We start from the raw sequence: 24,296 nt of genomic DNA, 5'->3' as shown, positions 1-24,296 counted from the left end.
CGGTTCTGCCGGCGGGGTGTCTTTGTTTATGGCTGGTGTTTATGTTCCGTGTCGATGGTTCGGGCTGCTGAAGGGGGCTGCGTCGTTCTGCGCTGAGTTGTTCCGCGCTGGGGGTAAGGGGCGCCGGATAGGGCGCCCCGGCGCTCAGATACGCTTGCCCAGATTCACGAACAGCGTGCTGGTGCGCGCATTGTCGGGATCGACGCTGGCACCGAGCTGGGTGTCGAGGCCCCAGAGCGTGGCCCGCGCGCCGACGTTGACCTCGACATAGTCACGGTCGAAGGTGAGCTTGGGCACGCGATAGTCGCCCAGCTGCGGCAGGCTCTGCAGGGTCGCCGCGACCCCTTCGCTCTCTTCGAACTCATGGTTGTAGGTGAGCTGCAGGTAGGGGTTGAGCGTCGGCCCGTGGCGGCGGATCTGCCAGCCGACCCGGCCCACCAGCGAATCGATCTCCTGGTCGGGATAGCTCAGCGAGGTCGATGCCTGCCCCTCTTCGTCATAGCCATCGAGCTTGACCCGCTGCCAGGTCACTCCGGCGATCGGCCCGGTGCGCACGTCGCCCTCGGGAATCGCGAAGGCGCGGAACTCGTAGCCGGCGTTGAGCGCGGCGGTCAGGTTGCTGCCCTCCGGCGAGCCACGGTGGTGGCGGGTCGCGCTGCCGAGCTGCACTTCGCGGTCGATGTCGTAGTCGAGCCAGCTGTAGCTGAGCTGGGCATTGACCCAGGCGCTGTCGGCGTACCAGCCGGAGAAGAGGCCGACGGTGGTGTCCTTGCGCTGAAAGTCGCCGCGGCCATCGCCGAAGTCGGCATCCTGATCGCCGTAGCCGACGAACCCGCCCAGTACCAGCCCGTCCCGATACCAGTCCACCCCGAACAGTCCCGCCGGCATGCTGGCGTCATACAGATCGCCGGAGTCGAGCTGCTGGTGCTCGGCGCGCAGATCGCCCCACCAGCGCAGGCCGTTGGCCAGTGGCACCGCATCGAGATGCTCGGCGACCCGATTGGCCCGCGAGCGTCCGCTGAGAACCGCCGAATGGGTCAGCAACTGCTGCTGCTGCGGGGCTTCGAGCAGCGAGATCACGTACTCGCCGATGATCCGGTGGGTGGCGGTGGTGGGGTGGACGTCGTCGGCGAACACATAGCTTTCGTCGGCGCCGGGGGCGACCAGGGTATCGGGTGTGCACAGCGGCAGCGTCTGGGTACAGGCGCGGTCGGTGACATTGGTGAAGCCGTAGGCGGCGGGCTCGGCGACCACCTCCTGCAGCAGGCCGAAGGTATCCACCGGGATCACTTTGGCGCCGCTGGCGGCGACCGCGGCGTAGAGCGCGCTGTTGTACTGGCTCGCCAGCGCGGTGGCGCCGGCGCTGGTGGCAGGGTCGCCATTGAAGCGCGGCGTCAGGCCGAAGTCGGGAATGTTGAACAGCAGCACATGGCGCGCACCGGCCCCTTCCAGCGTGGCGAGAATCCCGGCGGTGCCGGTGACCGCGGTGGTGATGGTGCTCTGGGCGTCGGCACCCCCGGCCACCGCGAACAGATCGTTGGCACCGCCCCAGACGGCGTAGAGGGCATCGCCATCGGCCACGCCGCCGGTGCTGGCGAGGTAGGTCGCGACCTGCTCGCCGAGGGCGGGTGCCGCACCGAACGGGGTCGCCGCCGGGGTGGTCACCCGGGCGCCGCCGGCGGCGTAGTCGTTGCCGCCGACATTGCTGGGCTGGGCGTTGCTGGCGTAGTGGCCGGCGACCCGCTCGGCCCATACCGGCCCGGGGTTGGTGGTGAAGCGGCCGATGAACGCCTGCTGGCTCGGCGTCAGCGAGAGCGCGCTGCCGATGGCGCCTCGATAGTAGCCGCTGTCGCTCAGGCTATCGCCGAAGAAGACGGTGTCGTCGAAGGTGTCATGGAAGCTGGAGGCGGCCAGCGCCGGGAGCGGCAGGGCGCTGGCCCCGACGATCACCCCCAGCGCCAGTTGCCGAGAGCGCGGCATTGGCATGGTATCGATCCCTTGTGAGCTGTTGTCATGGCTCGTCGGGGTGCATGCCGGCCGCGCGGTAGGAAAGAAGGGCGACGAGCGGTTCTCGAACGAGCGTTTACGTTATGACACAGCGCCGCCGCCGCGGCTGTAAGAGAAAGGTCGCATGACACCCCGGGCTGGCGGTTCTGCGAGGCGCTGATGCCGCCGTTGAAGGCGAGTGTGCGACCCGATGCGCCAGCATGGCGGTTCCAACACTCCGTCGGTGGCTGTCGGCGGCGTGTTGTCGTGGGTGGCGGGGTCTGGCTCGTAGCGCTTTCAGGAGGCGACTCTCTAGCGACGAGCGACACCCGGCAGAATACAGAGCATCTCGAACAGCAGGTTGGCCGCGACCACCGCGGTCTGACCGTGGGCATCGTAGGGAGGGGAGACCTCGACCAGGTCGCAGCCGACGATATCCAGGCCGTGGCAGCCGCGGATGATCTCCAGTGCCTGGGGAATGGTCAGCCCGCCGATCTCGACGGTGCCGGTGCCCGGGGCGTAGGCGGGGTCGAGGCTGTCGATGTCGAAGCTCAGATAGACCGGGCCACCGCCGACCTTGGCCCGAATCTCTGCCATCAGCGGTGTCAGGCTCCGGTGCCAGCACGCTTCTGCCGGCACTACGCGGAAGCCCTGTGCACGCCCCCAGTCGAACTCGTCGGCGGCGTAGCCGGTGCCGCGCAGGCCGATCTGAGCGACCCGGTTCGTATCCAGAAGGCCCTCCTCGACCGCACGGCGGAAGGGGGTGCCGTGGGCGATCTGCTCGCCGAACATCTGGTCGTTGATATCGGCATGGGCGTCGACGTGGATCAGTCCCACCGGGCCGTGCTTCTTGGCCATGGCACGCAGAATCGGCAGGGCGATGGTGTGGTCGCCGCCCAGGGTCAGCGGGATGACGTCGTGCTTCAGCAGCTCGTCGTAATAGCGCTCGATGATGGCGACGCTCTTCTTGAGATCGAAGGTATTGATCGGCACATCGCCGATGTCCGCGATCTGCAGGCTCTCGAAGGGCGCGGCGCGGGTCGCCATGTTGAACGGCCGTAGCATGCGCGACTCGTCGCGGATCTGGCGCGGGCCGAAGCGGGTGCCGGGACGGTTGGAGGTGCCGATGTCCAGCGGGATGCCGACGAAGCAGGCGTCGAGTCCCGTGGCATCCTTCTGTGTCGGCAGCCGCATCATGGTGGCCGGACCGCCGAAGCGTGGCATTTCATTGCCACCCAGCGGCTGGTTCAAGGGTGATGCATCCGGATGTGTAAGGGTCATGCGCGTTCTCTCCTGCGGCGGCACGCGGGTGCTGCCATCTCTTGTGTCATGCGTCGGCCGGTGTCGACTCGAGTCCGATGAAGCGCTGGAGGCGTGCGTCCGAGCCGTGGCGAATGGCTGAGGGCGAGGCGTCGGCCTGCACTTCGCCATGCTCCATGAACACCACGCGGTCGGCGATCGAGAGCGCGAACTCCATCTCATGGGTCACGATCAGCATCGTCATGCCCTCTTCCGCCAGATCGCGGATGACCTTGAGCACGTCGCCGACCAGCTCCGGGTCGAGCGCCGAGGTCGGCTCGTCGAACAACATGATGTCGGGCTGCATGGCCAGTGCGCGGGCGATGGCCACGCGTTGCTGCTGGCCGCCGGAGAGCTGGTGCGGATACTTGTCGGCGTGTGCCAGCAGGCCGACCTTGTCCAGCAGCGCGAGCGCCGTGTCGCGTTTGGCGGCGCCCCCGCCCATGGTGTGATAGCGCGGCCCCATCAGGATGTTGTCGACGATGGTGCGATGGGGAAACAGATTGAAGCCCTGGAACACCATGCCCACGCGGTGGATGTCGGCGCGGAAGCTGGCCGACTGACGCTCCCCTGCCTTGAGGAAACTCTCGCCGAAGAGCACGATCTCACCGCCATCCAGCGGCTCGAGGCCATTGACGGTCCGGATCAGCGAGGTCTTGCCGCTACCGGAGGGACCGATGATCGCGATCACCTCGCCGGCGCCGACCTGGACGTCGATCCCCTTGAGCACCTCATGGTCGCCGTAGCGCTTGTGAATATCGCGCAACTGCAGGGCGGGTGGCTGCCCTGCGCCGAGTGCTGCGCTGGCGGGCTGCGGTGGCAGGGGGAGCTGGTCACGGATCTTCTCCACCTGGAGGTCGCTCAGGGTCGGCGCACGGCGCTTCTGCAGGTCGAGATGGCGCTCTAGCCACTGCAACAGCCAGCCGACCACGGTGACGATCATCACGTAGTAGATCGCCACCGCTGCCAGTGTCTCCAGGACCAGGAAATTGGAGGCATAGAGACGCTGGCCGACCAGCAGGATCTCCGTCAGCGAGATCACCGACACCAGCGATGTCAGCTTGACGATGGTGATGTATTCGTTGGTCAACGTCGGCAGCGCGATGCGAAACGCCTGCGGCAGGACGACCAGTCGCTGCATGCCGAGGGGGCGAATGCCGAGCGCGCGAGCCGCCTCGCGCTGCCCTTGGGGTACCGAAAGCAGGCCGCCGCGGTGGATCTCCGCCATGTAGGCGGCTTCGGTGAGAATCAGCGAGATCAGGCCGGCATAGAACGGCTGTGACAGCACTCCCCGCAGCGAGGGCAGCAACTGAGGCAGGTTGTAGACGAAGATCAGCAGCACCAGCAGCGGCACGCTGCGGAAGAACCAGATGTAGAGCGAGACCGGCCAGCGCAGCCATGTATGCCGGGACTGTTTGGCCAGGGCAAGCACGAAACCGATAGCCATGCCGATGAGCCAGGAGAGCAGGCTCAACTGGATGACGGTCACGCAGGCTCGCCAGAAATCGCCTACGGAGAAGAGCGACAGGAAGTAGGGCCAATCGAATGGCATCAGCGACCTCGAAAACGGTCAGGGGGAGTCGACTGCCGGCGACGGAGCCGCCGGCACGCGGCGAAGGTCAGGCGGCTTCCAGGTTGTAGCGTTCGAGCAGTTCGCGGTATTCGTCGGTCTGCTTGAATGCCTTCACCGTCGCCTCGAGCGCATCGTAGAGCGCGTCGTTGCCCTTCTTGACGTAAATGCCCAGCGTTTCCGGGTAGATCGCCTGATCCGAAGTGATCTCGATGCGTCCACGTGACTTGTCGACGATCGAGTGCGCGGCGCTGAGAATCTCCATGTGTGCCTGGATGTTGCCGGACAGCAGTGCCTGCGAGGTTTCCGAACTGGTCGGGAATTCGCGGATGTCGATCGGCCCTTCACCGTTGGCCTCACAGTAGCGGGTCGAGAGCTCGTTGAGCTTGGCGACCCAGGAGGTGCCCTGCTGCAGGCCGACCGTCAGGCCGCAGAGATCCTCCGGCTCTGCGGGTCGGCCATCACTGGTGGCAGTCACCATGATCGCGGCGCCGGTCTTGGCATAGGGGATGGCATCCGCCTGCTTGGTACGATCGGGCAGGATGTACATGCCGGAAATGATGGTGTCGAAGCGACCACTGTTGAGACCCAGGATCAGGTTGGGAAAGCGGGTGTCGAAATAGTCGACTTTCAGATCCAGGCGCTCGGCGAGCGCTTCGGCGACTTCTGGGTCGAAGCCGACCACCTTATCGCCGTCGTAGGACTCGAACGGCGGATAGGCGATCTCCATGCCCACGGTCAGGACGCCGTCGTTCAGCGTCGGTGGCGTCTCGAACGCCTGGCTCGGCCCGGCAGCGAGCAGGCCGAGTAGACCGGCGCTCAGGGCAGAGAGGGTCGTCTTGCGAATATCGAGTGTCATGGCAGCGGTTCCTATTGGGCTTGTTGTTGGCGATGGGGCCTGCGTTGTCTGTCTAGCGCGCGGTGATGGTCGAGGTGCTCGACATGGCGAGGGCGTTATGGCGCTCGCTACGCGTGCCGCCGATGTCGGTGGCTACTCCTCGGTCGACGCGTGCTTGAGGTGGCCGAAGCTCGATGGCTTGCGCGAGCCTTCCGGCAGCGTCAGCTCGCCATTGGCGACCTTGCGCTGCAGATAGCGATAGGTCTGTAGCGCCTGGCTCCACATGTGGTCGCCAACGGCGACCGCGTCGTAGCTGTTACTGTCTTCGGCGAACTGCGGCAGCGGCTTCACCTGGGTGTGGTAGTCGCAGGCGTAGAACAGCGGGAACGAGTAGCGCTCCTCCTTGACGCTGCGCACGCGGTGCGCCGTGGCGACGAAAGCGCCGTTGGTCATGATCTCCAGCATGTCGCCGATATTGACCACGAAGCCGTTGTCGACCGGCGGGGCGTCGACCCATTCGCCGAGATCGTTCATCACCTCCAGACCCGGAGTGCGCGAGTAAAGTATGGTGAAACACTCGTAGTCGGTATGGGCGCCGATGCCGGGGGCATCCTGGGCCTTGCCGTCGAACGGGTAGTGGATCAGGCGCAGCTTGGACGGCGGTGCCGTGACCAGCGATTCGAAGTAGTCCTCGGGCAACCCCAGCGCCAGCGCGAAACCGTGGAAGAGGCGCGTGCCGAGGGCGAAGACCGCATCGTAGTAGGCTTTGACCGCCTCCTGGAAACCCGCCAGCGGTGGCCACTCGTTGGGGCCGATCAGTGGCGTGCCGGCGACGTATAGCGGGTGGTCCTCACCGACGTCGAAGCCGACATCGAAGGCTTCCTTGTGGTCGGTTTTCTTGGAGTAGACCTCTTCGCCCTCGGGCACGAATCCCTTGTGGCTGCGGGAACGGCCGATGTACTGCTGCATCTTGGCCTCGAGCGGTTGGTCGAAGTAGCGATGAGCGGCGTCGTGCAGGCCGTCGATCAAGACCGGGTCGATACCGTGGCCGACGATATGCAGAAAGCCGACGTTGCTGGCGGCATCGCCCAGGGCCTCGGCCACGGCTTGACGTTCGGCCAGCTGCTCGCTGAACAGGCCACTGATGTCGATCACGGGAATTTCGGTGAAGCGCTTGAGATTGTCGTTGTCGGTCATGCCAGGCTCCTTGTCGAATCAGAAACTTTGGGACCACTGTGCAAAGTGGCGACGCTCGCAATCGGCCATCCAGCGGTTCAGTTGCCACAGGTCGGCGACCGGCGCGTCGGTGAAGGGAAGATGGTGGAGGTAGCCGTCGACGCCGAACTCCGGGGTCAGGGTGGTGACCGCGTGGCCGGCGCGGCGCTGGGCCTCCCAGATCGCTGCCCAGTGCTGCTGGTGAAACGCCAGCGTCTCGGCGTACTCCGGCGCGGCTGGATGAGGCACCTGCGGCCCTTGGTCGTAGCCGACCCGAGCCTGGACATGGTGCACACGCTCGATGAACGGCGTGAGGTCGTCGCACGGATCATCGAGCAGGCGCTCGCAGGTCACCACCCAATGGCTGATGTCGCTGGTAAAGCGCAGATCCGGCAGTTGCGCGATGAGATCGAGCGTGATCCACGGGCTGTAGAGCGAGCGCGCACGATGGGTCTCGAATAAACAGGTCAGCCCGCTGGCACTGGCGATCTCCAGCGCACGGCCGAAGAAGTCGACCTGTTGCGCCAGCGGCCAACGATCATTGCCCGCCAGGACGTTGACGAAGCGAGGCTCCAGCGCCTGCATCTGTCGAAGCTGGCACTCGAGATCGTCGAGATGCTGCCGCGGGGTATGCGCCTGTTGGGGCAGCACCGGTGCCGAGGTAAAGAGAATGCCGATGTAAGGCAGGCTATATGTGCGGAGGAAACGCGCGAAAGCGCAGCGCTCGCGCTCGTCCTGCGGCATGCGCGCCTCCAGGCCGTCGAAGCCGGCGGCTCGGGCTTCGCGGGCGGCCTGCTCCCAGGTGCCCTGAAAGCCCCACAGCGAACGAAAGGTTTCCAGTTTGAAATCGTCGTTCAAGGATCGCTCCGTGATTGTCGTTGTGAGCGTATGTCCTAAGACTAAAGCATAAAGCGTGCCAACCTTAACCTGCTGATTCTTCGTACTTGCCCCCGCGCGTTGATGCGTTTTTGTATCGATATCTTGCCGCTTTCGATTCATTAACGTATCAATGATGCAAATTCGAATCGGAGACGACGATGATCGAGGCCCAGGCGGACCGTGCCACCCTGGGGGCCATGGTCCAGACCGCCCAGGACCATCTGTTCGTGGTCGATGCGGCGGGGCGCATCCTCGATGTCAGCCCCGGCGCCGCGACGGTCTATGGCATGCCACGGGAGGCGCTGTGCGCGACCACCGTGCAGGCGCTGCAGGCCAGCGGCGTGCTCTCGCCCTCGGTCTCGCTCGAAGTGATCCGCACCGGCCAGCCGGCGCAGCTGATGCAGCGCACCGGCACCGGCCGTCAGGTGATCGCCGAGGCGCATCCGGTCTATGTCGACGGGCGCCTGGTGCGAGTAATCAGCCGCTCGCGGGATCTCACCGATCTGCGTCTGCTGCAGGACGAGTACGCGCTGCTCCAGCAGCGCTTCACCGAGCATCTCAAGCGCCACCACGAGGCGCCGGCGGAGACCCCCGTCGAGGCCGGCGAGCTGGTGGTCAAGAGCCGCCTGATGCGCGAGATCACTCAACTGCTCAAGCGCAGCGCGCCGACCGATGCCACGGTGCTGATGCTGGGGGAGTCGGGGGTGGGCAAGACCGCCTTCGCGCGCCAGTTGCACCGCTGGAGCCGTCGCTGCGATGGCGCCTTCGTCGACGTCAACTGTGCGGCGATCCCCGAGTCGCTGTTCGAGTCGGAGATGTTCGGCTACCAGCCCGGCGCCTTCAGTGGCGCGGCGCGACAGGGCAAGGCGGGGCTGCTGGAGCAGGCGCACGACGGCACCCTGTTCCTCGACGAGATCGGTGAGCTGCCGCTGACCATGCAGTCCAAGCTGCTCAAGGTGATCCAGGATGGCTCGCTCACCCGGCTCGGCGACACCCGTTCGCGGCGGGTCGACTTCCGCCTGGTGGTGGCGACCAACCGCGATCTGGCGCGACAGGTGGAGGAGGGCGCCTTCCGGCTCGATCTCTACTACCGGCTCAACGTGATCCCGGTGACCCTGCCGCCGCTGCGCGAGCGCCGCGAAGAGATCCGTGGGCTGGCGGAGCGCCAGCTGGAACGGCTCAACCGCCGCTACGGCGATGACAAGATGCTCCACCCGCGGGCCTGGGCCGAGCTGATGAGCGCCGAGTGGCCGGGCAACGTGCGTGAGCTGGAGAACTGGCTGGAGCGCGCCTGGCTGGCGGCGGAGGGCAGTGTGATCGGCGGCCCGGCGGGCGCCGAGCCGGGCAGTGCCGGGGTGCCGCCATCGCAGCATCCGACGGAGCCGGCGAGCGGCGCGCTGCTGGGCGAGGGCGAAGGGTTGAAGGCCGCGCTGGCGGCCCATGAGCGGCGTATTCTGGCCCAGCTCGCCCAGACCCACGGCTCGACCTACGCGCTGGCCGAGCGCCTCGGCATCAGCCAGCCCAGCGTGGTGCGCAAGCTGAAGCGCTATGCCATCACTCTGGGGCGTGAGCGGGCGGAAAGTTGAACGCCCTTGCTGTCATCGACAAGGGCGCATCGATAAGGATGCCTAGCGGTCAGGGTGCTGGCCGGTATAGCGGGCGATCAGCCGCGGATTGCCGTAGCCCCAGCGCTCCGCCTCGCTGGGGGCGTCCGGCGCCTCGTCGTCGTGCAGCCACTCGCGCCAGCTGGCGACCAGCAGGGCCATCAGCACCGGCCCCACGAACAGCCCCACCAGCCCCATGGTCTTCACCCCGCCCACCAGGCCGAAGAAGGTGGGCAGGAAGGGCAGCTTGATCGGCCCGCCGACCAGCCGCGGGCGCAGCGTCTTGTCGACCACGAACAGCTCGATTGCGCCCCACAGGAACAGCCCGATGCCGTTGGGCAGGTGGCCGGTGGCGATCAGATAGAGCGAGACCAGCGTGAAGGTGAGCGGGGCACCGCCGGGGACCAGCGCCATGAAGGCGGTGATCACCCCGAGCACCACCGGCGACTGTACCCCGGCGATCCAGTAGGCGGTGCCCAGCACCAACCCTTCGCCGAGGGCGATCAGGCCCATGCCGACCACGGTCGAACTGATGGTCGCCGGCACCACCCGCGAGAAGCGCTGCCAGCGCGCCGGCAGGATGCGCTCGCCGACGATATCCAGCTGGCGCGCCATGCCCACCCCATCGCGGTAGAGAAAGAACAGCGTGATCAGCATGAACAGCAGGGTGAGCGCGAGATGCACCGCGTTGCTGCCGAGCGCCAGCACCCAGCGCGAGATATTGCCGATGTGCTCGCCACCCACCAGTTGGAGATAGGACTCCAGCGCATGCGGTTCGGCCAGATAGGTCTGCCACTGTTCGTGGACCCAACTGCCGATCCCCGGCAGCTCGGCGGCCCAGCCCGGCGCAGGAATGCCGTGCTGGTTGGCGGCCAGCAGCCAGCCGATCCAGCCCTTGAGCTCCTGGAAGGCGTAGGTGCAGGCCATCACGATGGGAATCACCAGACACAGGATGATCAGCACCAGGGCGATGCTCGCGGCCAGGGTGCGACGCTGGCCGCAGCGCGCCAGCAGCCAGCGGTAGAGCGGCCAGCTGGCGACACAGATGATCAGCGCGGCGAGCACCGGAATCAGGAAATCGATGAAGAAGTAGACGCCGGCGATCATCACCAGCACCAGCAGCCAGCGGGCGACGCTGGAATCGGCAAAGATAGGAGCCATGGATCTCCCTGATGGCAAGCGTGGAAGGCGACTCATCATACCCCAGCTCGGCGCGCTGGCGTCGAGTCTCGAACGCGGCTACGGCCAAGGATGAGGACGGTATGGGGTGACGAGAATTCTGGGCCTGGGGAGGCGGCAACGTAGAACGACAATGTAAAAGGCCTCTCCGGGGAGAGGCCTTGGATCCAACATGTGTCTCGGCGGGGCTCAGGGCAGCTCCTCTTCGCCCTCGACGTTCTCCTTCTTCACCGGGATCAGATCCTGGCGCTCCAGCTTGAAAACGATCAGCAGCGCTGCCGCCACATAGATCGAGGAGAAAGTACCGGCGACGATCCCCAGGATCAGCGAGATCGAGAAGTTGTGGATCATGTCGCCGCCGAGGAAGAACAGCGCGAACAGCACCAGCAAGGTGGTGCCCGAGGTCGCCAGGGTGCGTGACAGGGTCTGGTTGATCGCCTCGTTGAAGATCTGGGCCAGATCGTCGCTGCGCGACAGCCGGATGTTCTCGCGAATTCGGTCGTAGACGATGATGGTGTCGTTGAGCGAATAGCCGATGACCGCCATGATCCCGGCCAGCACGGTGAGGTCGAACTCCCACTGGAACAGCGCGAACAGTCCCAGCACGATCAGCACGTCATGCCCCAGCGAGATGATCGCGCAGAGGGCGAACTTGTACTGGAAGCGGAAGGCGACGTAGACCGCGACGCCAGCCAGCGCGATCAGCATGCCCAGACCGCTCTGGTCACGCAGCTGATCGCCGACCTGGGCGCCGACGAACTCGGCGCGAACCAGATCGATCTGGGCACCGCCACTGCTCAGTGCGGAGACGACCTGATTGCCGACGTCGTTATCGAACGTCTGCTGCAACCGAACCAGAATCTCGTCGGTAGCGCCGAAGGTCTGGACCTGGAAATTCTCGAATCCGCTGTTGGCCAGCAGGGTGCGGATATCATCCAGTGACGGCGCCACGGCGTAGTGGAGCTCGACCACGGTGCCGCCGGTGAAATCGAGGCCGAGATTGAGATGCAGGATGGCGAGGGCCGCTATCGATACGATCGTCAGCACGATCGAGACGATGAAAGCGATGCGGCGTTTGCCCATGAAATCGAGTTGGCGCATTGCTCGCGTCTCCTAGATCCAGAGTTTCTTCACCGGCTTGCCGCCGATGGAGAGATTGACGAGGGCACGCGACACCAGGATGCCGGTGAACATCGACGTGAGAATCCCGAGCGACAGCGTGACGGCGAAGCCCTTGATCGGGCCGGTGCCGATCGAGAACAGCACCACCGCCACCAGCAGGGTGGTGAGGTTGGCGTCGACGATCGAGGTGAAGGCGCGACCGTAGCCTGCATGAATCGCCTGCTGTGCCGGCGTCTTGCGCCTGAGCTCCTCGCGTATGCGTTCATAGATCAGGACGTTGGCATCCACCGCCATGCCCAGCGTCAGCACGATACCGGCGATGCCGGGCAGCGTTAGGGTCGCGCCGAGCAGCGACATGGCCGCGATCAGCAGCACCAGGTTGACCGCCAGCGCGGCATTGGCAATGACGCCGAACGCCTTGTAGCGAATCAGCATGAAGGCGATGACGAGCAGCCCGCCGACGATCACCGAGAAGATGCCGCGCTGGATGTTCTGCGCGCCCAGGCTGGGGCCGATGGTGCGCTCCTGCACGAAGTAGATCGGTGCGGCGAGGGAGCCAGAGCGCAGCAGCAGCGCCAACTCGCTGGCCTCGGTGGGGGAGTCGAGGCCGGTGATGCGGAAGCGGTTGCTCAGCGCGCTCTGCACGGTTGCCAGGCTGATGATGCTGCGGCTGGTCGTCGGGATACGCTCCTCGACCTGCTTTCCACCCCGGGTGACCGTGCGAGTCTCCGTGCTGTGGTCGATGTACAGCACTGCCATGTTGCGGCCGATGTTGGTGCGGGTGGCCTGGTTCATCAGCGAGCCGCCGGTACCATCCAGGTTGATGTTGACCTGCGGGCGGCCGTTCTGGTCGAAGCCCTGGCTGGCGCTGGAGACGCGGTCGCCGGTAATGATCACGTCGCGCGACAGGGTGGCGGTGCGCTGCGGATCATTGCGGAACGGGAAGGTCTCCGTCTCGGAATCCGGGGCGTCCGGACGGGCCTCGAGCCGGAACTCCAGGTTCGCCGTGGCCCCCACGATACGCTTGGCCTCGGCGGTGTCCTGCACGCCCGGCAGTTCGACCACGATACGGCTCGGACCCTGGCGCTGCACCAGCGGCTCGGAGACGCCGAGTTCGTTGACACGATTACGGATCGTGGTCAGGTTCTGCTGGACCGCGTAATCCTGAATGTCCTTGATCGCCTGCTCGGTCAGCGTCATGTCGAGGAAGGCGCGACGCCCCTCGTCACGGTTCTCGAACTGGAATTCATTGAATGTCTGGCTGATCTGGGCGCGCGCGGCGTCACGATCTTCGGCATTGGCGAATTCCAGATGCAGGGCGTTGTCGTCGACGTCGGTGGAGCGGTAACGGATGCGCTGATCGCGGAGATCGGCGCGAATCGCGCTGGCCGTGGCTTCCAGGCGCTGCTTGACGGCCGCCTCCATGTCGACCTCGAGCAGGAAATGCACCCCGCCGCGAAGGTCGAGACCGAGCTTCATCGGCGTCGCCGAAAGGCTGGTCAGCCAGGATGGCGTGGAGTCTGCCAGGTTGAGCGCCACGGTGTAATCGTTGTCGAGTAGGTTGTCGACCACGTCACGGGCGGGAAGCTGCTGTTCGGCATTACTCAGCCGAATCAGGGCGGTGTTATTGCCAGTCATCGCTGCCGACTTGACCTGGATATCGTCGTCGGACAGCGCCTGGGTAACACGGTCGAGCTGCTGACTGTCCAGAGAACCGTTGGTGGTACTGATCTGGACGGCGGGATCCTGTGGGTAAAGATTGGGTAACGCGTAGATGACGCCAACCACACAGACGATGAGTATCAGCAGATACTTCCACAGGGGGTAACGATTGAGCATGGAAGCCCTGTCCTTTCAATCAATGACGATCGAGGCGATGACCGTCGTGCGAAGAGTGTCGCGGGAAGAGATGGCTGCCGACGGGAGAGCCGGCAGCCAGGAGAGTTACAGCGACTTCAACGTGCCTTTGGGAAGAACGGAGGCTACCGCGCTCTTCTGAACGCTGACGACCGTGCCCTCGGCGATCTCCATGCTGATGAAGTCGTCGGTCACGTTGGTGATGCGGCCGAGCAGCCCGCCACCGATCACGATCTCGTCACCCTTGGACAGGTTGTTGACCAGCTTCTTGTGCTCCTTCGCGCGCTTGGACTGCGGACGCCACAGCAGGAAGTAGAAGATCAACACGAAGCCGACCAGCATGATGATCTGGGCAATACCACCGCCGGCAGGGCCGCCCGCATCCTGGGCGTGAGCCGCAGGGATGAAAAAGTCCAGCATGGATGTTTCTCCGAAGGTTGTGTGAGGAAAAGGTCGTGTAATGAAACGGTTACTCGGGTGAGACTGACGAACGGCAGATCATCGATGTGCCGGTCTGGATCGCGTCAATCGACCCTGGGCGGCTCGGGCAGTCCGCGTCGCCGGTAGAATTGTGCTACGAAGTCGGCCAATGTACCCGCTTCGATAGCCCCGCGCAAACCCGCCATCAGGCGCTGGTAGTAGCGCAGATTATGAATCGTATTGAGCATCGATCCGAGCATTTCCCCGCAGCGATCGAGGTGATGCAGATAGCCGCGCGAGAAGTGCTGGCAGGTATAGCAGTCACAATCCGCTTCCAGCGGATTGATGTCGTGGCGATGGCTGGCGTTACGAATCTTGACGGTTCCGTCGGCAGTGAAGAGATGCCCGTTGCGGGCGTTGCGGGTCGGCATCACGCAGTCGAACATGTCGATCCCGCGGCGCACGCCTTCGACCAGATCCTCGGGCTTGCCCACGCCCATCAGGTAGCGGGGCTTGTCCTCCGGCATCCAGGTCGGCAGGTAATCCAGCACGCCGATCATCTCTTCCTTGGGTTCGCCCACCGACAGGCCGCCGATCGCCAGCCCGTCGAAGCCGATCTCCAGCAGACCCTCGAGCGAGCGCTTGCGCAGATCGGGGTACATGCCGCCCTGGACGATGCCGAACAGCGCTGACGGTGAGTCGCCATGGGCCTCGCGCGAGCGCTTGGCCCAGCGCAGCGAGAGCTCCATCGACTTCTGCGCCTCCTGCTCGGTAGCGGGGTAGGGGGTGCACTCGTCGAAGATCATCACGATGTCGGAGCCCAGCGAACGCTGGACCGCCATCGACTCCTCCGGGCCCATGAACACCTTGGCGCCGTCCACCGGCGAGCGGAAGTGCACGCCCTGCTCGGTGATCTTGCGCATGGCGCCGAGCGAGAAAACCTGAAAGCCCCCGGAGTCGGTCAGGATAGGTTTGTGCCATTGCGAAAAGTCGTGCAGGTCACCATGACCTTCGATCACTTCGGTGCCGGGACGCAGCCAGAGGTGGAAGGTATTGCCGAGAATGATCTCGGCGCCGATCGCTTCGACATCCTTGGGCGTCATCCCCTTGACCGTGCCGTAGGTGCCCACCGGCATGAAGGCTGGGGTCTCCACCGTGCCGCGTGGGAAGGTCAAACGACCCCGGCGGGCGCGACCTTCCTGCGCCAGCCGCTCGAATTTCATGAAGGACTCGTCTCGCATGGTGTCTCTCTTCTTTTCAACGCGCCCGAAGCCGCGCGCAAAGCATTTGGCTGTTCCAACGCGCCCGAAGCCGCGCGCAAAGCATTTGTCTGTTCCAACGCGCCCGAAGCCGCGCGCAGAGCATTTGTCTGTTCCGACTCCGACGCGCCTGAAGCCGCGCGCAGAGCATTTGTCTGTTCCGACTCCGACGCGCCTGAAGCCGCGCGCAATGCTCGTGACCGGGGTACGTGCAAAGCGTGTCCTGATCAGTCGGGTCGACGGGTCAGGTACATCGCATCGCCATAACTGAAGAAGCGGTACTGCCCGGCGACGGCTTGCTGATAGGCGTGCATGACCGCGTCGTAACCGGCGAAGGAGGAGACCAGCATCAGTAGCGTCGACTCCGGCAGGTGGAAGTTGGTGACCAGGGCATCCACGCAGCGCCAGCGATAGCCGGGATAGATGAAGATATCGGTCTCGCCGCGGTAGGGAGCCAGGCGTCCATCTTCCTGACTGGCGCTCTCCAGGCAGCGCACGCTGGTGGTGCCGATGGCGACGACCTTGTTGCCCATGGCATGGGCGCGATTGACGCTGGCGCAGACCTGCTCGTCGACCTCCAGCCATTCGCTGTGCATAAGGTGCTCGCGGATGTCGTCGACGCGTACCGGCTGAAAGGTGCCGGCGCCCACATGCAGGGTGACGAAGGCGATCTCGACCCCCTTGGCACGCAGCGCCTCCATCATCGCCTCGTCGAAGTGCAGGCCGGCGGTGGGCGCGGCGACTGCTCCCTCGTGGCGGGCGTAGACGGTCTGGTAGCGCTCGCGGTCGGCGAGTTCGTCCTCGCGGGTGATATAGGGCGGCAGCGGCATATGGCCGTGCTGTTCGAGTAGCGCGATCAGCGGCGTCTCGCCGAGGAAGCGCAGCTCGAACAGAGCGTCCTGCCGGCCTTCCACCACGGCGTGAATACCGCCCTCGAAGATCAGCTCGGTGCCCGGCTTCGGCGACTTGCTGGCGCGCAGATGCGCCAGTCCGCGATGGGCATCCAGCGGTCGCTCCAGCAGCATCTCCACCTTGCCGCCACTGGCTTTCTGGCCGAACAGGCGTGCCGGGATCACCCGGGTGTCGTTGAACACCACCACGTCGCCGGGCTCGAGCCGAGCCAACAGGTCGGGGAATCTAGCATGCTCCAGCGCGCCGGAGTCACCGTCGACGCATAGCAGCCGACAGTCGGTGCGCTGTTCGGAAGGGTAACGAGCGATCAACTCGTCGGGCAGATCAAAATGGAAATCGGCGCGCTGCATGGCGTAGGTCGCGTATCGGTAGAGTCTGGATGGACGGGTGGCATCTGAAAGGGCGCCATCATAAAGCACGCGGCCGATTAAGTCAGCGTGATGATTGACGCCGGGCCGGGCGTCCGTATAATGCGTCTCCGCTGCCGGCGTGGCGGAATTGGTAGACGCAGCGGATTCAAAATCCGCCGCTGGAAACAGTGTGTCGGTTCGAGTCCGACCGCCGGCACCATCCGCAAAATCAGTACCTTGGCGTTACCCCCTCCTTCCTCGTTTTACCTTCGTTTCAATGCTTGGTCGCAGTTTGGTCGCAGAACGCCGCGCCAAAGGTCGGCAACCGTGCGCCGATGTCGTCCAGCCCCTGGTAGAACAGGTGGGCGTAGCGCATTGTCATCGTAAATGCCTGGTGTCCCTGGATCTTTTACAGCGTAACACGCAACCGCCATTCATCATGAAATGGCTGGCACAAAGGTGTGGCGTATGACGTGAGCTCGCTGTCCCTTGGGTAACTGAATTCCCGCGCCTTTATGGCCTCCGAGATGTGCGCACTCAGGAGTGAATGAGGGAAAAAAAGGCCCGATAAGCGTCACCAGGGGAGATGACTGACTTGCGGGCCGGAAAAGATCGCTTCCTGTGGAAGGCGACCATGAACGCGGTGAAGGCAGAGTCTCCTAATAAAGTTAACTTCGGCCTAGTGTCAGGATTGTCGCCGTTTTGCGTCGCCTAGGCAAATAAAAAAACGCTATAAATTAGAATTAACGCAATTTTTGGCAATACTTTAGTCGCGTAAATAAGTGAAATCGATTTCATTCGACGGGTCGCGAAAAAAGTTTGTAAATATGTAGTGTCAGGATTACAAAAACCCGCGCTGGACATAAGGCTTGGTGAGCCTTACGCCGGTGCGGGCGGGTGATGCGTCTACTGATCGAGTCAGGACGTTATTATCGACATAGCGTCGTTCATGGTCGCTATATGTCGGTGCAAGCCTATTGATGGCCTTGGCGGATCTTGATTCGAAAGAACGTTCCGAAGGACAGAATACCGATGCACCAGTTGATAGTAGTCCTGCTTTTGGGAAAAGGAAAATAACCTTTGTTCAACAAATTGGTTTAGATGAATGCATCTGCTGACTCACATATGACTTTGCAGCAAGAGAAACCGGGCCATGAAAATCCGTCAGTGATGAAGGTTTGCCATATCGGGTCGAAGCGGTCACAGGGAAGCGACCGGACCTGAAAATCCTGGTGTGTATCAGCGCCGAGTGATGTTTCCAGATGTATAGTAGAAGATGCTATTCAGTTGATGCTCGAAGACGACGCTTCCTCCGGAAATCGGGTAGGAGATCGCCGATCCATGACATTTCATCGACTGGAGGTATGCAGTGGTCAGGAGAGCGATGTCGACCACGCGGCTCATTGTATCTGCCGATATTATTGCCATGGGTAGATGGTGCGGTTGGATTTGCCGTGCAATAAGGAGGGAAAGAGTGGTGGCCAAAAAATGACCCAAAAGGCATCACGGAAAATGTGAGCCCATGGGCCAGGAAAGATCGCTTTGATGGCGACCATGAACTCCGTTGCCGTTGCGAGTGTGTCTTGCATTCTCGCTCTCGCAGTGTGTGCAGCCATTGTCGCTGTTTTGCGTCAGAATGAGTAAGCAAGAAATGCAGTCAAACGTTATTTTTTGAGTCCGCGGGACACAAAAAGACGCTCAGAGGGACTTTTGGTTACAAAGTGTCTTGCAATCGCTGCTTCCGTCGAAGGGGGGCGAGGGCGTAAAAAACCCGCGAATGCCGGATGGAAGCGTGAGCGTCGTTGGCATCGCGGGTCGGGCGGCTTCAAGATCTGAAGCGGGATGCGGCTGGAGCCCCTCTGAGGTTCATGGTCGCTGAATGGGTAACTGTCCGGCAGACGATCGCCTGCGCCAGTTATCTGGTTCGCTATTTTTTATGGCATCCCGCTGATGAAAGTATGGGGTAACCGAGAGCGTGTCAATCGGGCGGTGCCGAGGCGGAGGCTGGTCGAAGGTAGAGCGTCATTCCATTGTCGGCGCATGTCGACAGGTCGGGGCGAAGACGGAGCGTCGGCCAGTTGTTGCCCTGTATGACCCTGGGCGGTTTCTGCTCCCGTATGCGTGCGCTATGACGTGGTGGGCTTTTCCATCCTGTGAGTGCAGGTTCTATTAATACCGGCCCTGTGAATACTGGCCCTGTGAATACCTGCAAGCCATTGATTGTCTGGGCGTCGTTCCTCGGCCCTGTAAATGACGTTGGATTCTAAGCGATCGCGGTTCCTCGCTTGCTACGACTTTAGCCGGTGGCTAAATGACGCACTCCATCTGCGTAGCCTGGCTGATCACGAGGTTGCTATGATGCGAGATCGAGAAACATGGAGTGAAGAGCATGCTGAGCGTATTGACGTTCTTTCTGATTTTCCTGGGCGTTGCCATTTCCGTCTATCAGGTCTACGACATTTATTACGCTCAGAACTTTGAAGACGATGAACGTCAAGCGAGCCGTGAAACGCCGCTTGGTCAGCTCTCCCGACAGGCCGAGCGATATGCGGCCACTGGCGAATCCCAACGATTGCTGGATACTGCGAGCCGTTTTTTCGGTGCGCACCTCAACCCGCATCTCATCCTCTCCGCGGCGAAGCTTCCCAACGCGTCTCGATACCTGGGCGCGTTGCTTCGCCGTCGCCGGCGTATTCTCTTCAACGGCCAGCCCCGCGTACGCCATCTCCTGGCGTGGAAGACCGATCTTCCGCGCAAGGATAGTCGTCCTTTATTGCTGAGCCTGGTGCTGGTCAACTGCCTTGTGGTCATGTTTCTGGGCGGGCTGAGTCTCTATACCGTCGTTTATCGCGTATCCCTCGATTCGTTGGCCTGGGCGAACAGTGATTGGATACTGATGCTGCTTATCTACCTCGTGATCGTCATGACCCATGGTATTTCCCGGCTCGACAGCTACCTGCACGACCTCTACCTGATCGGCGCCCTGAACCGGGCTGGATGACCGTGGTTCCCGGGGGCAGGTCCCGGGTCGGCCGCTAGCTCGACTCCGCTTCTCGCTCGAGAAGGTTCCAGATACCGGGGCCGCTGGTTTCCAGGCTGTTGAGGAGCTCCATGTGTTCTGTTGCCTTGGCCTCATGGTGGTGCACGCCGACGGTCTGGTTGCCGTGATGGGTGTCGGTGACTATGAAGTGCTGATGTAGCGTGCCGGCCTGCTTGATCTTTACGATATAGCGCCTGAACATCCCGCCCCTCGCGCATGCTTGTAGTTAATAAAATTCTAATATTTCTTCCCAGGCGTTCAAGTCGGATTTCGGTATCTCGGGGCCAGCGACCCACGGGGCAGCCGTGTCGAGTCGAGGGTGACTCGCGGCAGGCGCTTCGTTGTCGACGGGAGCGGTTCGTCGAGAAGCTTTCTCGCGCGCGTTTACCTCGGCTATCTAACCGATGTTATGTAACTTGCCTGTCTAACATGCTGTCATGCTTGAAAAATTCAAGAAGGCGAAGGCATGGGTCAGCAGGAAGGCTGTATTGCCCGACATTTTAGTCACTATGGGAAACTCTCGGAAAATGATCGGCGCCAGCTCGATGCTCTGGAAGGCTCCTCCACGCGCGTCGTCAAGGGACAAGTGCTCTGGCACGAAGGCGACAATGCGCGAGATTTCTGTACCTTGCAGGATGGATGGGCTTACTCGTTTCGCCATCTAAAGGGTGGCACCCGTCATATTCTGGAGATATACCTGCCCGGCGACGTCATCGGGCTACATGAATTCCCGTTCAAGCAACGACTCTCCAGCGTGGTCATGCTCGAAGATGGCGAGATTCTATCGGTAGCCAACCGGCAGCTTCTCAAGCTGTTTCGTGAATCCACTCGCCTCACTTCGGCATGCTTTGCGGTCTGCTCATATCAGCAGGCGGTGCTGAGCCAGAGATTGGTCCATCTTTCCCGCCGGAGTGCTCGCCAGCGGGTGGCGTATCTGTTGCTCGAGATAGGCTGCCGGCTGCGGCGCAACGATGAAAGCGCACGAGAGCACTTTCGTTTGCCGCTATCCCAGCAGCATCTCGCGGATGCGCTGGGGCTGTCCCCGGTGCATGTCAGTCGTACGTTGACGGCGTTTCGTCAGGAAGGGCTGCTCAGGCTGGCTCGTGGCTGGGTACATATGCTCGATATGCCGGCGTTGGCCAGCGAGGGTGGCGTTGCCGGCTGTCTGCAGGATCACGTCGTGCCCACGATTTGAACGCAGGGTGTCTATCCATCGATGACTCGGCTCGCAAACTGCCAAGCGTCTTCGATGGTCCGAGAGACGAGCTGTGGACAAGCGCCGCCAGCCAACCGCAAGGCGAAAAAAAGCCGCTCTCATCGATGAAGAGAGCGAGCCGAGATGAAGCCAGGTGTCTCGGGACCCACTAGACCGCGGCGCGGCGCGAGGCGCGGCTCAAAGCGCTGGTCATCTCGATCGCCATGGTCAGGTCCGCCAGCTCCCGAGGGGAAAACGCGTTCAGCGCCAGCTTGCGAGTCGTCGGGTTGGCAGGGCGGAAATGGGTGAAGGACTCACACCACGCCAGCGCCGCTTTCTCCCGCTCGTCGAACTCGTCGGATTCAGCCCAGGCCGTCAACGCCTTGAGCTTGCTGGGTGAGATGCCCAGAGCTTCGGCCTGTTCGCGACGGAAATGGGTGCAGCTGAGGCAACCGTTGATCTGCGAGGCACGCAACTCGGCCAGGCAGCGAATGGAGGGATCCAGTGAGCAGGCGTGTAGCGACCTGGCGGATTTGTCGATGTTCTCGACATCGATCGTTTGCCACTTGTCAGCGTTCATCTCGGTCTCCTGAGTTCAGGTATCCTGCGATTAAACGACTATCGTTCTCAATTTTCCACAGCTTCGATTATAAAGTTCAATGACGGTTAAAGATTGAAACTATGGTTTGGTTGGGAACGCTCAGGAAACGCCCCGCCGAGCGAGGCGTTTCCGTGATTCAGCGCCGGCTGATCAGCAATCCGAGCATGGCGCCCGCCAGTGTGGCAACGCCGATGCTCGACCATGGGTGCTCGCGTACGTAGCGGTCGCAATCGTCCAGCGACTGGTTGGCGGAGTGCTTGAAGCGGCGGTTGCGGCGGCGTGCTTCGGCTGCCATGCGAGCGTACTGCTCCTCGCTTTTCATTCGCGCTTCCTCGATCGCGTCCTGCGCGTCATCTCGCAGGTCGTGCCCCAACGCCTGACCCTGCTCGCCGATATCGTGCAGGTCGTCGCGGATGCGGTCCGTTCGGGCCTGCCGGTCTTCACGCTTGAATAGGCTCATGTTTCACCTCCCTGATGGATGGGCCTGAGTGCGTATGACAGCGTAGCCGTTGTGAAGTGCCTGCGCCGGTGGAATTATCCGGAGTCCTCAAATAGCCTCATGGCGGGCGGTCCTCGTCCGAAACGTCCGGTATAGTCGGCCAGCGGATATCACTGGTGGAAATGGGAAGAAGACGTGTCGTTGCAACTCTGGTTATCTCTGCTGGCGATCTGCGCCCTCGGCGCCATGTCTCCCGGTCCCAGCCTGGCCATGGTGATGCAGAATACGCTGGGCGGCGGGCGCAGCTGCGGCGTGATCGCCGGGATCACCCACGCGGCGGGTGTCGGTCTCTATGCGGGGGTGACGGTACTGGGGCTGGCGGCGGTTATCGTTCACCAGCCCTGGCTCTATCGGCTGGTGACCTGGGGCGGGGCTTGCTATCTGGCGTGGATGGGCGTCCAGGCGTTGCGGGCCGGCGGCAGCGACGGCTTCGGCATGAGCCATCGAAGCAGCGATTGGCGACGCGCCATGCGCGATGGCCTGTTGGTGGCGCTGGGCAATCCCAAGTTGATCGTGTTCTTCGTCGCGTTGTTGAGTCAGTTCGTCAGCGCCGACCTGAGCGTGGCGGGGCGCTGGTTGATCGTCGCGACCGCGACCCTGGTGGATGGCAGTTGGTACGTGCTGGTGGCACTGCTGCTCTCCCATTCCCGCGTGCTGCCATGGTTGCAGCGGCACGCGGCTTGGATTCATCGGCTGACGGGGCTCGTCCTGCTCGGTCTGGCCGCTCGCGTGGCGCTGGGTTGAGCATCGCCGCCGTCGGCGACCGTTCACGCCTCCAGGCGCTCGAGAATCGTCGCCACGGGGGCGTCGGCGGGGAGAACGCCGAAGATCGGCGACGCATTTGCCAGCCTGGTGGCGCAGAACGTGTCGGCGATGGCCTGGGGCGCATGTCGAATCAGCATCGCGGCTTGCAGCGTCTGGGCCATGGCCTGGGCTAGCCAGCGTGCCTCGGCCTGCAGCTGTTCGGGGCCTGCCGTCAGCCGCTCGTCGAGCGCCTCGATGGCGGCGTCGAAAGCCGCATGGTGGCCTCGGGCCAGGCTCAGCTCCTGCCGCAACGCCTCGATGCTGGCCGGGTGGCGATCCAGGATGCGCAGCACGTCCAGACAGATCACATTGCCGGAGCCTTCCCAGATCGAGTTGACCGGCGCCTCGCGATAGAGCCTTGCCAGTGGTGCCTCCTCGACGTAACCGATGCCGCCGAGACACTCCATCGCCTCGGCCATGAACGCGGGGCCGCGCTTGTTGTGCCAGAACTTGGCCAGCGCCGGGAGCAGCCTCGCCAGCGCGGCTTCATGCTCGTCGCTCCGGGATCGGTCCATGGCGCGTGCGCCTCGCATCGCCAGCATCAGGCTGGCCTCGGTCTCGATCTCGAGATCGGCGACGACGCGCTGCATCAGCGGCTGATCGGCCAGCCGCCGGTCGAAGGCTCGGCGCCCCTTCACGTGGCACCAGACCTCACTCACGGCCTGACGCATCATGCCCGCCGGAGCGGTAGCGGCATCGAGCCGTGTCTGCTGCACCATTTCCAGTATCGCCGGTATGCCCCGGCCAGGCTCGCCGACGAGTTGCGCCCAGGCACCGGCATATTCGATCTCCGCCGAGGCATTGGCACGATTGCCGCACTTGTCCTTGAGCCGCTGGATCTCGATGGCGTTTCTCCGGGCATCCGGGGTGAAGCGCGGTGCCAGGAAGCAGGACAGGCCGTCATCGGTCTGAGCCAGGGTGAGGAAAGCGTCCGACATCGGCGCGCTGCAGAACCACTTGTGGCCGTCGAGCCGATACCACTCGCCGGTACCGGGCGAGGCCACCGGCGACGCCCGAGTGCTGTTGCGGCGCACGTCGCTGCCTCCCTGCTTTTCGGTCATCGCCATGCCGAAGGTGTTGGTGCGCTTGTGCTCGGCCGGGATGGCGGCGGCGTCATACGCTCGGCCCATGAGCCGTTCTCGCCATGCCTCGCCACCTTGCAACTGGCGCAGTACCGGCATGGCGGCGTGGGTCATGGTGATCGGGCAGCAGAAGCCCGGTTCGGCCTGGGTCAGCAGATAGAGCCCGGCGACGTGGGCTTGATGCCCACCGTCATGCTCCTGCTCCCAGGCGACGGCGTGCCAGCCGTCCTCGATAGCGAGTGCCATCAGGGCGTGGTAGGCGGGATGATATTCGACCTCGTCCAGGCGGCGGCCATAACGGTCGAAGGCATGGAGCGTAGGAGGGTAGCGGTCGGCCTGTTCACCCCAACGCTCCACCTCGGCGGTCCCGAGTTTTTGCCCCAGGGGAGCCAGGCGCTCGCCGACCCAGGCCGGTGCGAAGTGAGATAGCGTCTCCCGCAGGGGGCGATCGTCTCTCCACGGATCGCGACGTGGGCCCGCGGTAGGCTGATTCTCGACGCGGTGCGTGGTCAGGTCTTGGCGTGGTGCGTAGTCGGCCATCAGCTTCCTCCAGGGTGGCTGATTCGAGCATAGACCGGGCGTTCG

20 protein-coding genes and 1 tRNA gene are annotated in these 24,296 nt (G+C 63.3%); 5 read left to right on the top strand and 16 right to left on the bottom strand.

Features of this window, described 5'->3' with window-relative positions:
• Positions 1-144: 144 nt before the first annotated feature.
• The 6 genes from AAGT95_RS20295 to AAGT95_RS20270 all read right to left on the bottom strand — a co-directional run bounded on the left by AAGT95_RS20295 (position 145) and on the right by AAGT95_RS20270 (position 7,766).
• Entirely contained in the window at positions 145-1,986 is a 1,842-nt protein-coding gene (locus AAGT95_RS20295) for an autotransporter domain-containing protein (protein WP_342594954.1), read from the bottom strand.
• Between the two features lie 312 nt (positions 1,987-2,298).
• Positions 2,299-3,267 (bottom strand): agmatinase, encoded by a 969-nt coding sequence (speB, locus tag AAGT95_RS20290; RefSeq protein ID WP_342594953.1) that lies wholly within the window; start codon positions 3,265-3,267, stop codon positions 2,299-2,301.
• Between the two features lie 46 nt (positions 3,268-3,313).
• Positions 3,314-4,837 (bottom strand): amino acid ABC transporter permease/ATP-binding protein, encoded by a 1,524-nt coding sequence (locus AAGT95_RS20285; RefSeq protein ID WP_342594952.1) that lies wholly within the window; start codon positions 4,835-4,837, stop codon positions 3,314-3,316.
• Between the two features lie 67 nt (positions 4,838-4,904).
• Positions 4,905-5,714, bottom strand: a complete 810-nt coding sequence (locus tag AAGT95_RS20280) for an ABC transporter substrate-binding protein (protein WP_342594951.1) — start codon at positions 5,712-5,714, stop codon at positions 4,905-4,907.
• Between the two features lie 132 nt (positions 5,715-5,846).
• Positions 5,847-6,890: an isopenicillin N synthase family dioxygenase gene (locus AAGT95_RS20275; protein ID WP_342594950.1), complete on the bottom strand. Its 1,044-nt coding sequence runs from the start codon at positions 6,888-6,890 to the stop codon at positions 5,847-5,849.
• 18 nt (positions 6,891-6,908) lie between these two features.
• Positions 6,909-7,766 (bottom strand): sugar phosphate isomerase/epimerase family protein, encoded by an 858-nt coding sequence (locus tag AAGT95_RS20270; protein ID WP_342594949.1) that lies wholly within the window; start codon positions 7,764-7,766, stop codon positions 6,909-6,911.
• Positions 7,767-7,945: 179 nt separating this feature from the next.
• Between AAGT95_RS20270 and AAGT95_RS20265 the strand changes: the two genes are divergently transcribed.
• Positions 7,946-9,373, top strand: coding sequence for a sigma-54 interaction domain-containing protein (locus AAGT95_RS20265; protein WP_342594948.1), 1,428 nt, complete (start codon positions 7,946-7,948; stop codon positions 9,371-9,373).
• Between the two features lie 42 nt (positions 9,374-9,415).
• Here the strand turns inward: AAGT95_RS20265 and AAGT95_RS20260 are convergent, their stop codons facing one another.
• The 6 genes from AAGT95_RS20260 to queA form a co-directional block, all read right to left on the bottom strand.
• Positions 9,416-10,552: an AI-2E family transporter gene (locus AAGT95_RS20260; RefSeq protein ID WP_110598461.1), complete on the bottom strand. Its 1,137-nt coding sequence runs from the start codon at positions 10,550-10,552 to the stop codon at positions 9,416-9,418.
• 207 nt (positions 10,553-10,759) lie between these two features.
• Positions 10,760-11,671 (bottom strand): protein translocase subunit SecF, encoded by a 912-nt coding sequence (gene secF / locus AAGT95_RS20255; RefSeq protein ID WP_110598460.1) that lies wholly within the window; start codon positions 11,669-11,671, stop codon positions 10,760-10,762.
• A 12-nt stretch (positions 11,672-11,683) separates the two neighbouring features.
• Positions 11,684-13,531, bottom strand: a complete 1,848-nt coding sequence (secD, locus tag AAGT95_RS20250; protein ID WP_110598459.1) for a protein translocase subunit SecD — start codon at positions 13,529-13,531, stop codon at positions 11,684-11,686.
• A 105-nt stretch (positions 13,532-13,636) separates the two neighbouring features.
• Positions 13,637-13,969 carry a preprotein translocase subunit YajC gene (gene yajC / locus AAGT95_RS20245; RefSeq protein ID WP_110598458.1) on the bottom strand — a complete coding sequence of 111 codons (333 nt, stop codon included), beginning with the start codon at positions 13,967-13,969 and terminating at the stop codon, positions 13,637-13,639.
• Between the two features lie 104 nt (positions 13,970-14,073).
• Positions 14,074-15,192 carry a tRNA guanosine(34) transglycosylase Tgt gene (gene tgt / locus AAGT95_RS20240; RefSeq protein ID WP_342596555.1) on the bottom strand — a complete coding sequence of 373 codons (1,119 nt, stop codon included), beginning with the start codon at positions 15,190-15,192 and terminating at the stop codon, positions 14,074-14,076.
• 263 nt (positions 15,193-15,455) lie between these two features.
• Positions 15,456-16,490: a tRNA preQ1(34) S-adenosylmethionine ribosyltransferase-isomerase QueA gene (gene queA / locus AAGT95_RS20235; RefSeq protein ID WP_342594947.1), complete on the bottom strand. Its 1,035-nt coding sequence runs from the start codon at positions 16,488-16,490 to the stop codon at positions 15,456-15,458.
• A gap of 133 nt (positions 16,491-16,623) precedes the next feature.
• On the opposite strand from queA, the gene AAGT95_RS20230 reads away from it, so the two are divergent.
• A tRNA-Leu gene (locus AAGT95_RS20230) sits at positions 16,624-16,710 on the top strand.
• A gap of 2,169 nt (positions 16,711-18,879) precedes the next feature.
• Positions 18,880-19,491: a hypothetical protein gene (locus AAGT95_RS20225; protein ID WP_110598456.1), complete on the top strand. Its 612-nt coding sequence runs from the start codon at positions 18,880-18,882 to the stop codon at positions 19,489-19,491.
• A 34-nt stretch (positions 19,492-19,525) separates the two neighbouring features.
• Here AAGT95_RS20225 and AAGT95_RS20220 read toward each other — a convergent pair whose 3' ends face one another.
• Positions 19,526-19,732, bottom strand: a complete 207-nt coding sequence (locus tag AAGT95_RS20220; protein WP_342594946.1) for a hypothetical protein — start codon at positions 19,730-19,732, stop codon at positions 19,526-19,528.
• A gap of 264 nt (positions 19,733-19,996) precedes the next feature.
• On the opposite strand from AAGT95_RS20220, the gene AAGT95_RS20215 reads away from it, so the two are divergent.
• The gene (locus AAGT95_RS20215) at positions 19,997-20,725 is read left to right on the top strand and encodes a Crp/Fnr family transcriptional regulator (RefSeq protein ID WP_342594945.1); all 729 of its coding nucleotides are present in this window, start codon (positions 19,997-19,999) and stop codon (positions 20,723-20,725) included.
• Between the two features lie 169 nt (positions 20,726-20,894).
• Here the strand turns inward: AAGT95_RS20215 and AAGT95_RS20210 are convergent, their stop codons facing one another.
• On the bottom strand, positions 20,895-21,305 hold the full coding sequence (locus AAGT95_RS20210; protein ID WP_110598453.1) for a carboxymuconolactone decarboxylase family protein: 411 nt from the start codon (positions 21,303-21,305) through the stop codon (positions 20,895-20,897).
• A 157-nt stretch (positions 21,306-21,462) separates the two neighbouring features.
• Positions 21,463-21,786 (bottom strand): DUF883 family protein, encoded by a 324-nt coding sequence (locus AAGT95_RS20205; protein WP_110598452.1) that lies wholly within the window; start codon positions 21,784-21,786, stop codon positions 21,463-21,465.
• Between the two features lie 174 nt (positions 21,787-21,960).
• On the opposite strand from AAGT95_RS20205, the gene AAGT95_RS20200 reads away from it, so the two are divergent.
• Entirely contained in the window at positions 21,961-22,569 is a 609-nt protein-coding gene (locus tag AAGT95_RS20200; RefSeq protein ID WP_342594944.1) for a LysE family translocator, read from the top strand.
• A gap of 23 nt (positions 22,570-22,592) precedes the next feature.
• On the opposite strand, the gene AAGT95_RS20195 is transcribed toward AAGT95_RS20200, so the two are convergent.
• On the bottom strand, positions 22,593-24,251 hold the full coding sequence (locus AAGT95_RS20195) for an acyl-CoA dehydrogenase family protein (RefSeq protein ID WP_342594943.1): 1,659 nt from the start codon (positions 24,249-24,251) through the stop codon (positions 22,593-22,595).
• Between the last annotated feature and the right edge of the window lie 45 nt (positions 24,252-24,296).

The sequence above is a fragment of the Salinicola lusitanus genome (assembly GCF_038648475.1).
Lineage (GTDB): Bacteria > Pseudomonadota > Gammaproteobacteria > Pseudomonadales > Halomonadaceae > Salinicola > Salinicola lusitanus.
The sequence above is the reverse complement of the archived record's forward strand: the minus strand, read 5'-3'. Positions and strand labels throughout refer to the sequence as shown.

Excerpts from the sequence above, each read along its gene's own strand:
- AAGT95_RS20295 (WP_342594954.1), bottom strand. The coding sequence starts at position 1,986 with ATGCCAATGCCGCGCTCTCGGCAACTGGCGCTGGGGGTGATCGTCGGG.
- speB (WP_342594953.1), bottom strand. The coding sequence starts at position 3,267 with ATGACCCTTACACATCCGGATGCATCACCCTTGAACCAGCCGCTGGGT.
- AAGT95_RS20285 (WP_342594952.1), bottom strand. The coding sequence starts at position 4,837 with ATGCCATTCGATTGGCCCTACTTCCTGTCGCTCTTCTCCGTAGGCGAT.
- AAGT95_RS20280 (WP_342594951.1), bottom strand. The coding sequence starts at position 5,714 with ATGACACTCGATATTCGCAAGACGACCCTCTCTGCCCTGAGCGCCGGT.
- AAGT95_RS20275 (WP_342594950.1), bottom strand. The coding sequence starts at position 6,890 with ATGACCGACAACGACAATCTCAAGCGCTTCACCGAAATTCCCGTGATC.
- AAGT95_RS20265 (WP_342594948.1), top strand. The coding sequence starts at position 7,946 with ATGATCGAGGCCCAGGCGGACCGTGCCACCCTGGGGGCCATGGTCCAG.
- AAGT95_RS20260 (WP_110598461.1), bottom strand. The coding sequence starts at position 10,552 with ATGGCTCCTATCTTTGCCGATTCCAGCGTCGCCCGCTGGCTGCTGGTG.
- secF (WP_110598460.1), bottom strand. The coding sequence starts at position 11,671 with ATGCGCCAACTCGATTTCATGGGCAAACGCCGCATCGCTTTCATCGTC.
- secD (WP_110598459.1), bottom strand. The coding sequence starts at position 13,531 with ATGCTCAATCGTTACCCCCTGTGGAAGTATCTGCTGATACTCATCGTC.
- yajC (WP_110598458.1), bottom strand. The coding sequence starts at position 13,969 with ATGCTGGACTTTTTCATCCCTGCGGCTCACGCCCAGGATGCGGGCGGC.
- tgt (WP_342596555.1), bottom strand. The coding sequence starts at position 15,192 with ATGAAATTCGAGCGGCTGGCGCAGGAAGGTCGCGCCCGCCGGGGTCGT.
- queA (WP_342594947.1), bottom strand. The coding sequence starts at position 16,490 with ATGCAGCGCGCCGATTTCCATTTTGATCTGCCCGACGAGTTGATCGCT.
- AAGT95_RS20225 (WP_110598456.1), top strand. The coding sequence starts at position 18,880 with ATGCTGAGCGTATTGACGTTCTTTCTGATTTTCCTGGGCGTTGCCATT.
- AAGT95_RS20220 (WP_342594946.1), bottom strand. The coding sequence starts at position 19,732 with ATGTTCAGGCGCTATATCGTAAAGATCAAGCAGGCCGGCACGCTACAT.
- AAGT95_RS20215 (WP_342594945.1), top strand. The coding sequence starts at position 19,997 with ATGGGTCAGCAGGAAGGCTGTATTGCCCGACATTTTAGTCACTATGGG.
- AAGT95_RS20210 (WP_110598453.1), bottom strand. The coding sequence starts at position 21,305 with ATGAACGCTGACAAGTGGCAAACGATCGATGTCGAGAACATCGACAAA.
- AAGT95_RS20205 (WP_110598452.1), bottom strand. The coding sequence starts at position 21,786 with ATGAGCCTATTCAAGCGTGAAGACCGGCAGGCCCGAACGGACCGCATC.
- AAGT95_RS20195 (WP_342594943.1), bottom strand. The coding sequence starts at position 24,251 with ATGGCCGACTACGCACCACGCCAAGACCTGACCACGCACCGCGTCGAG.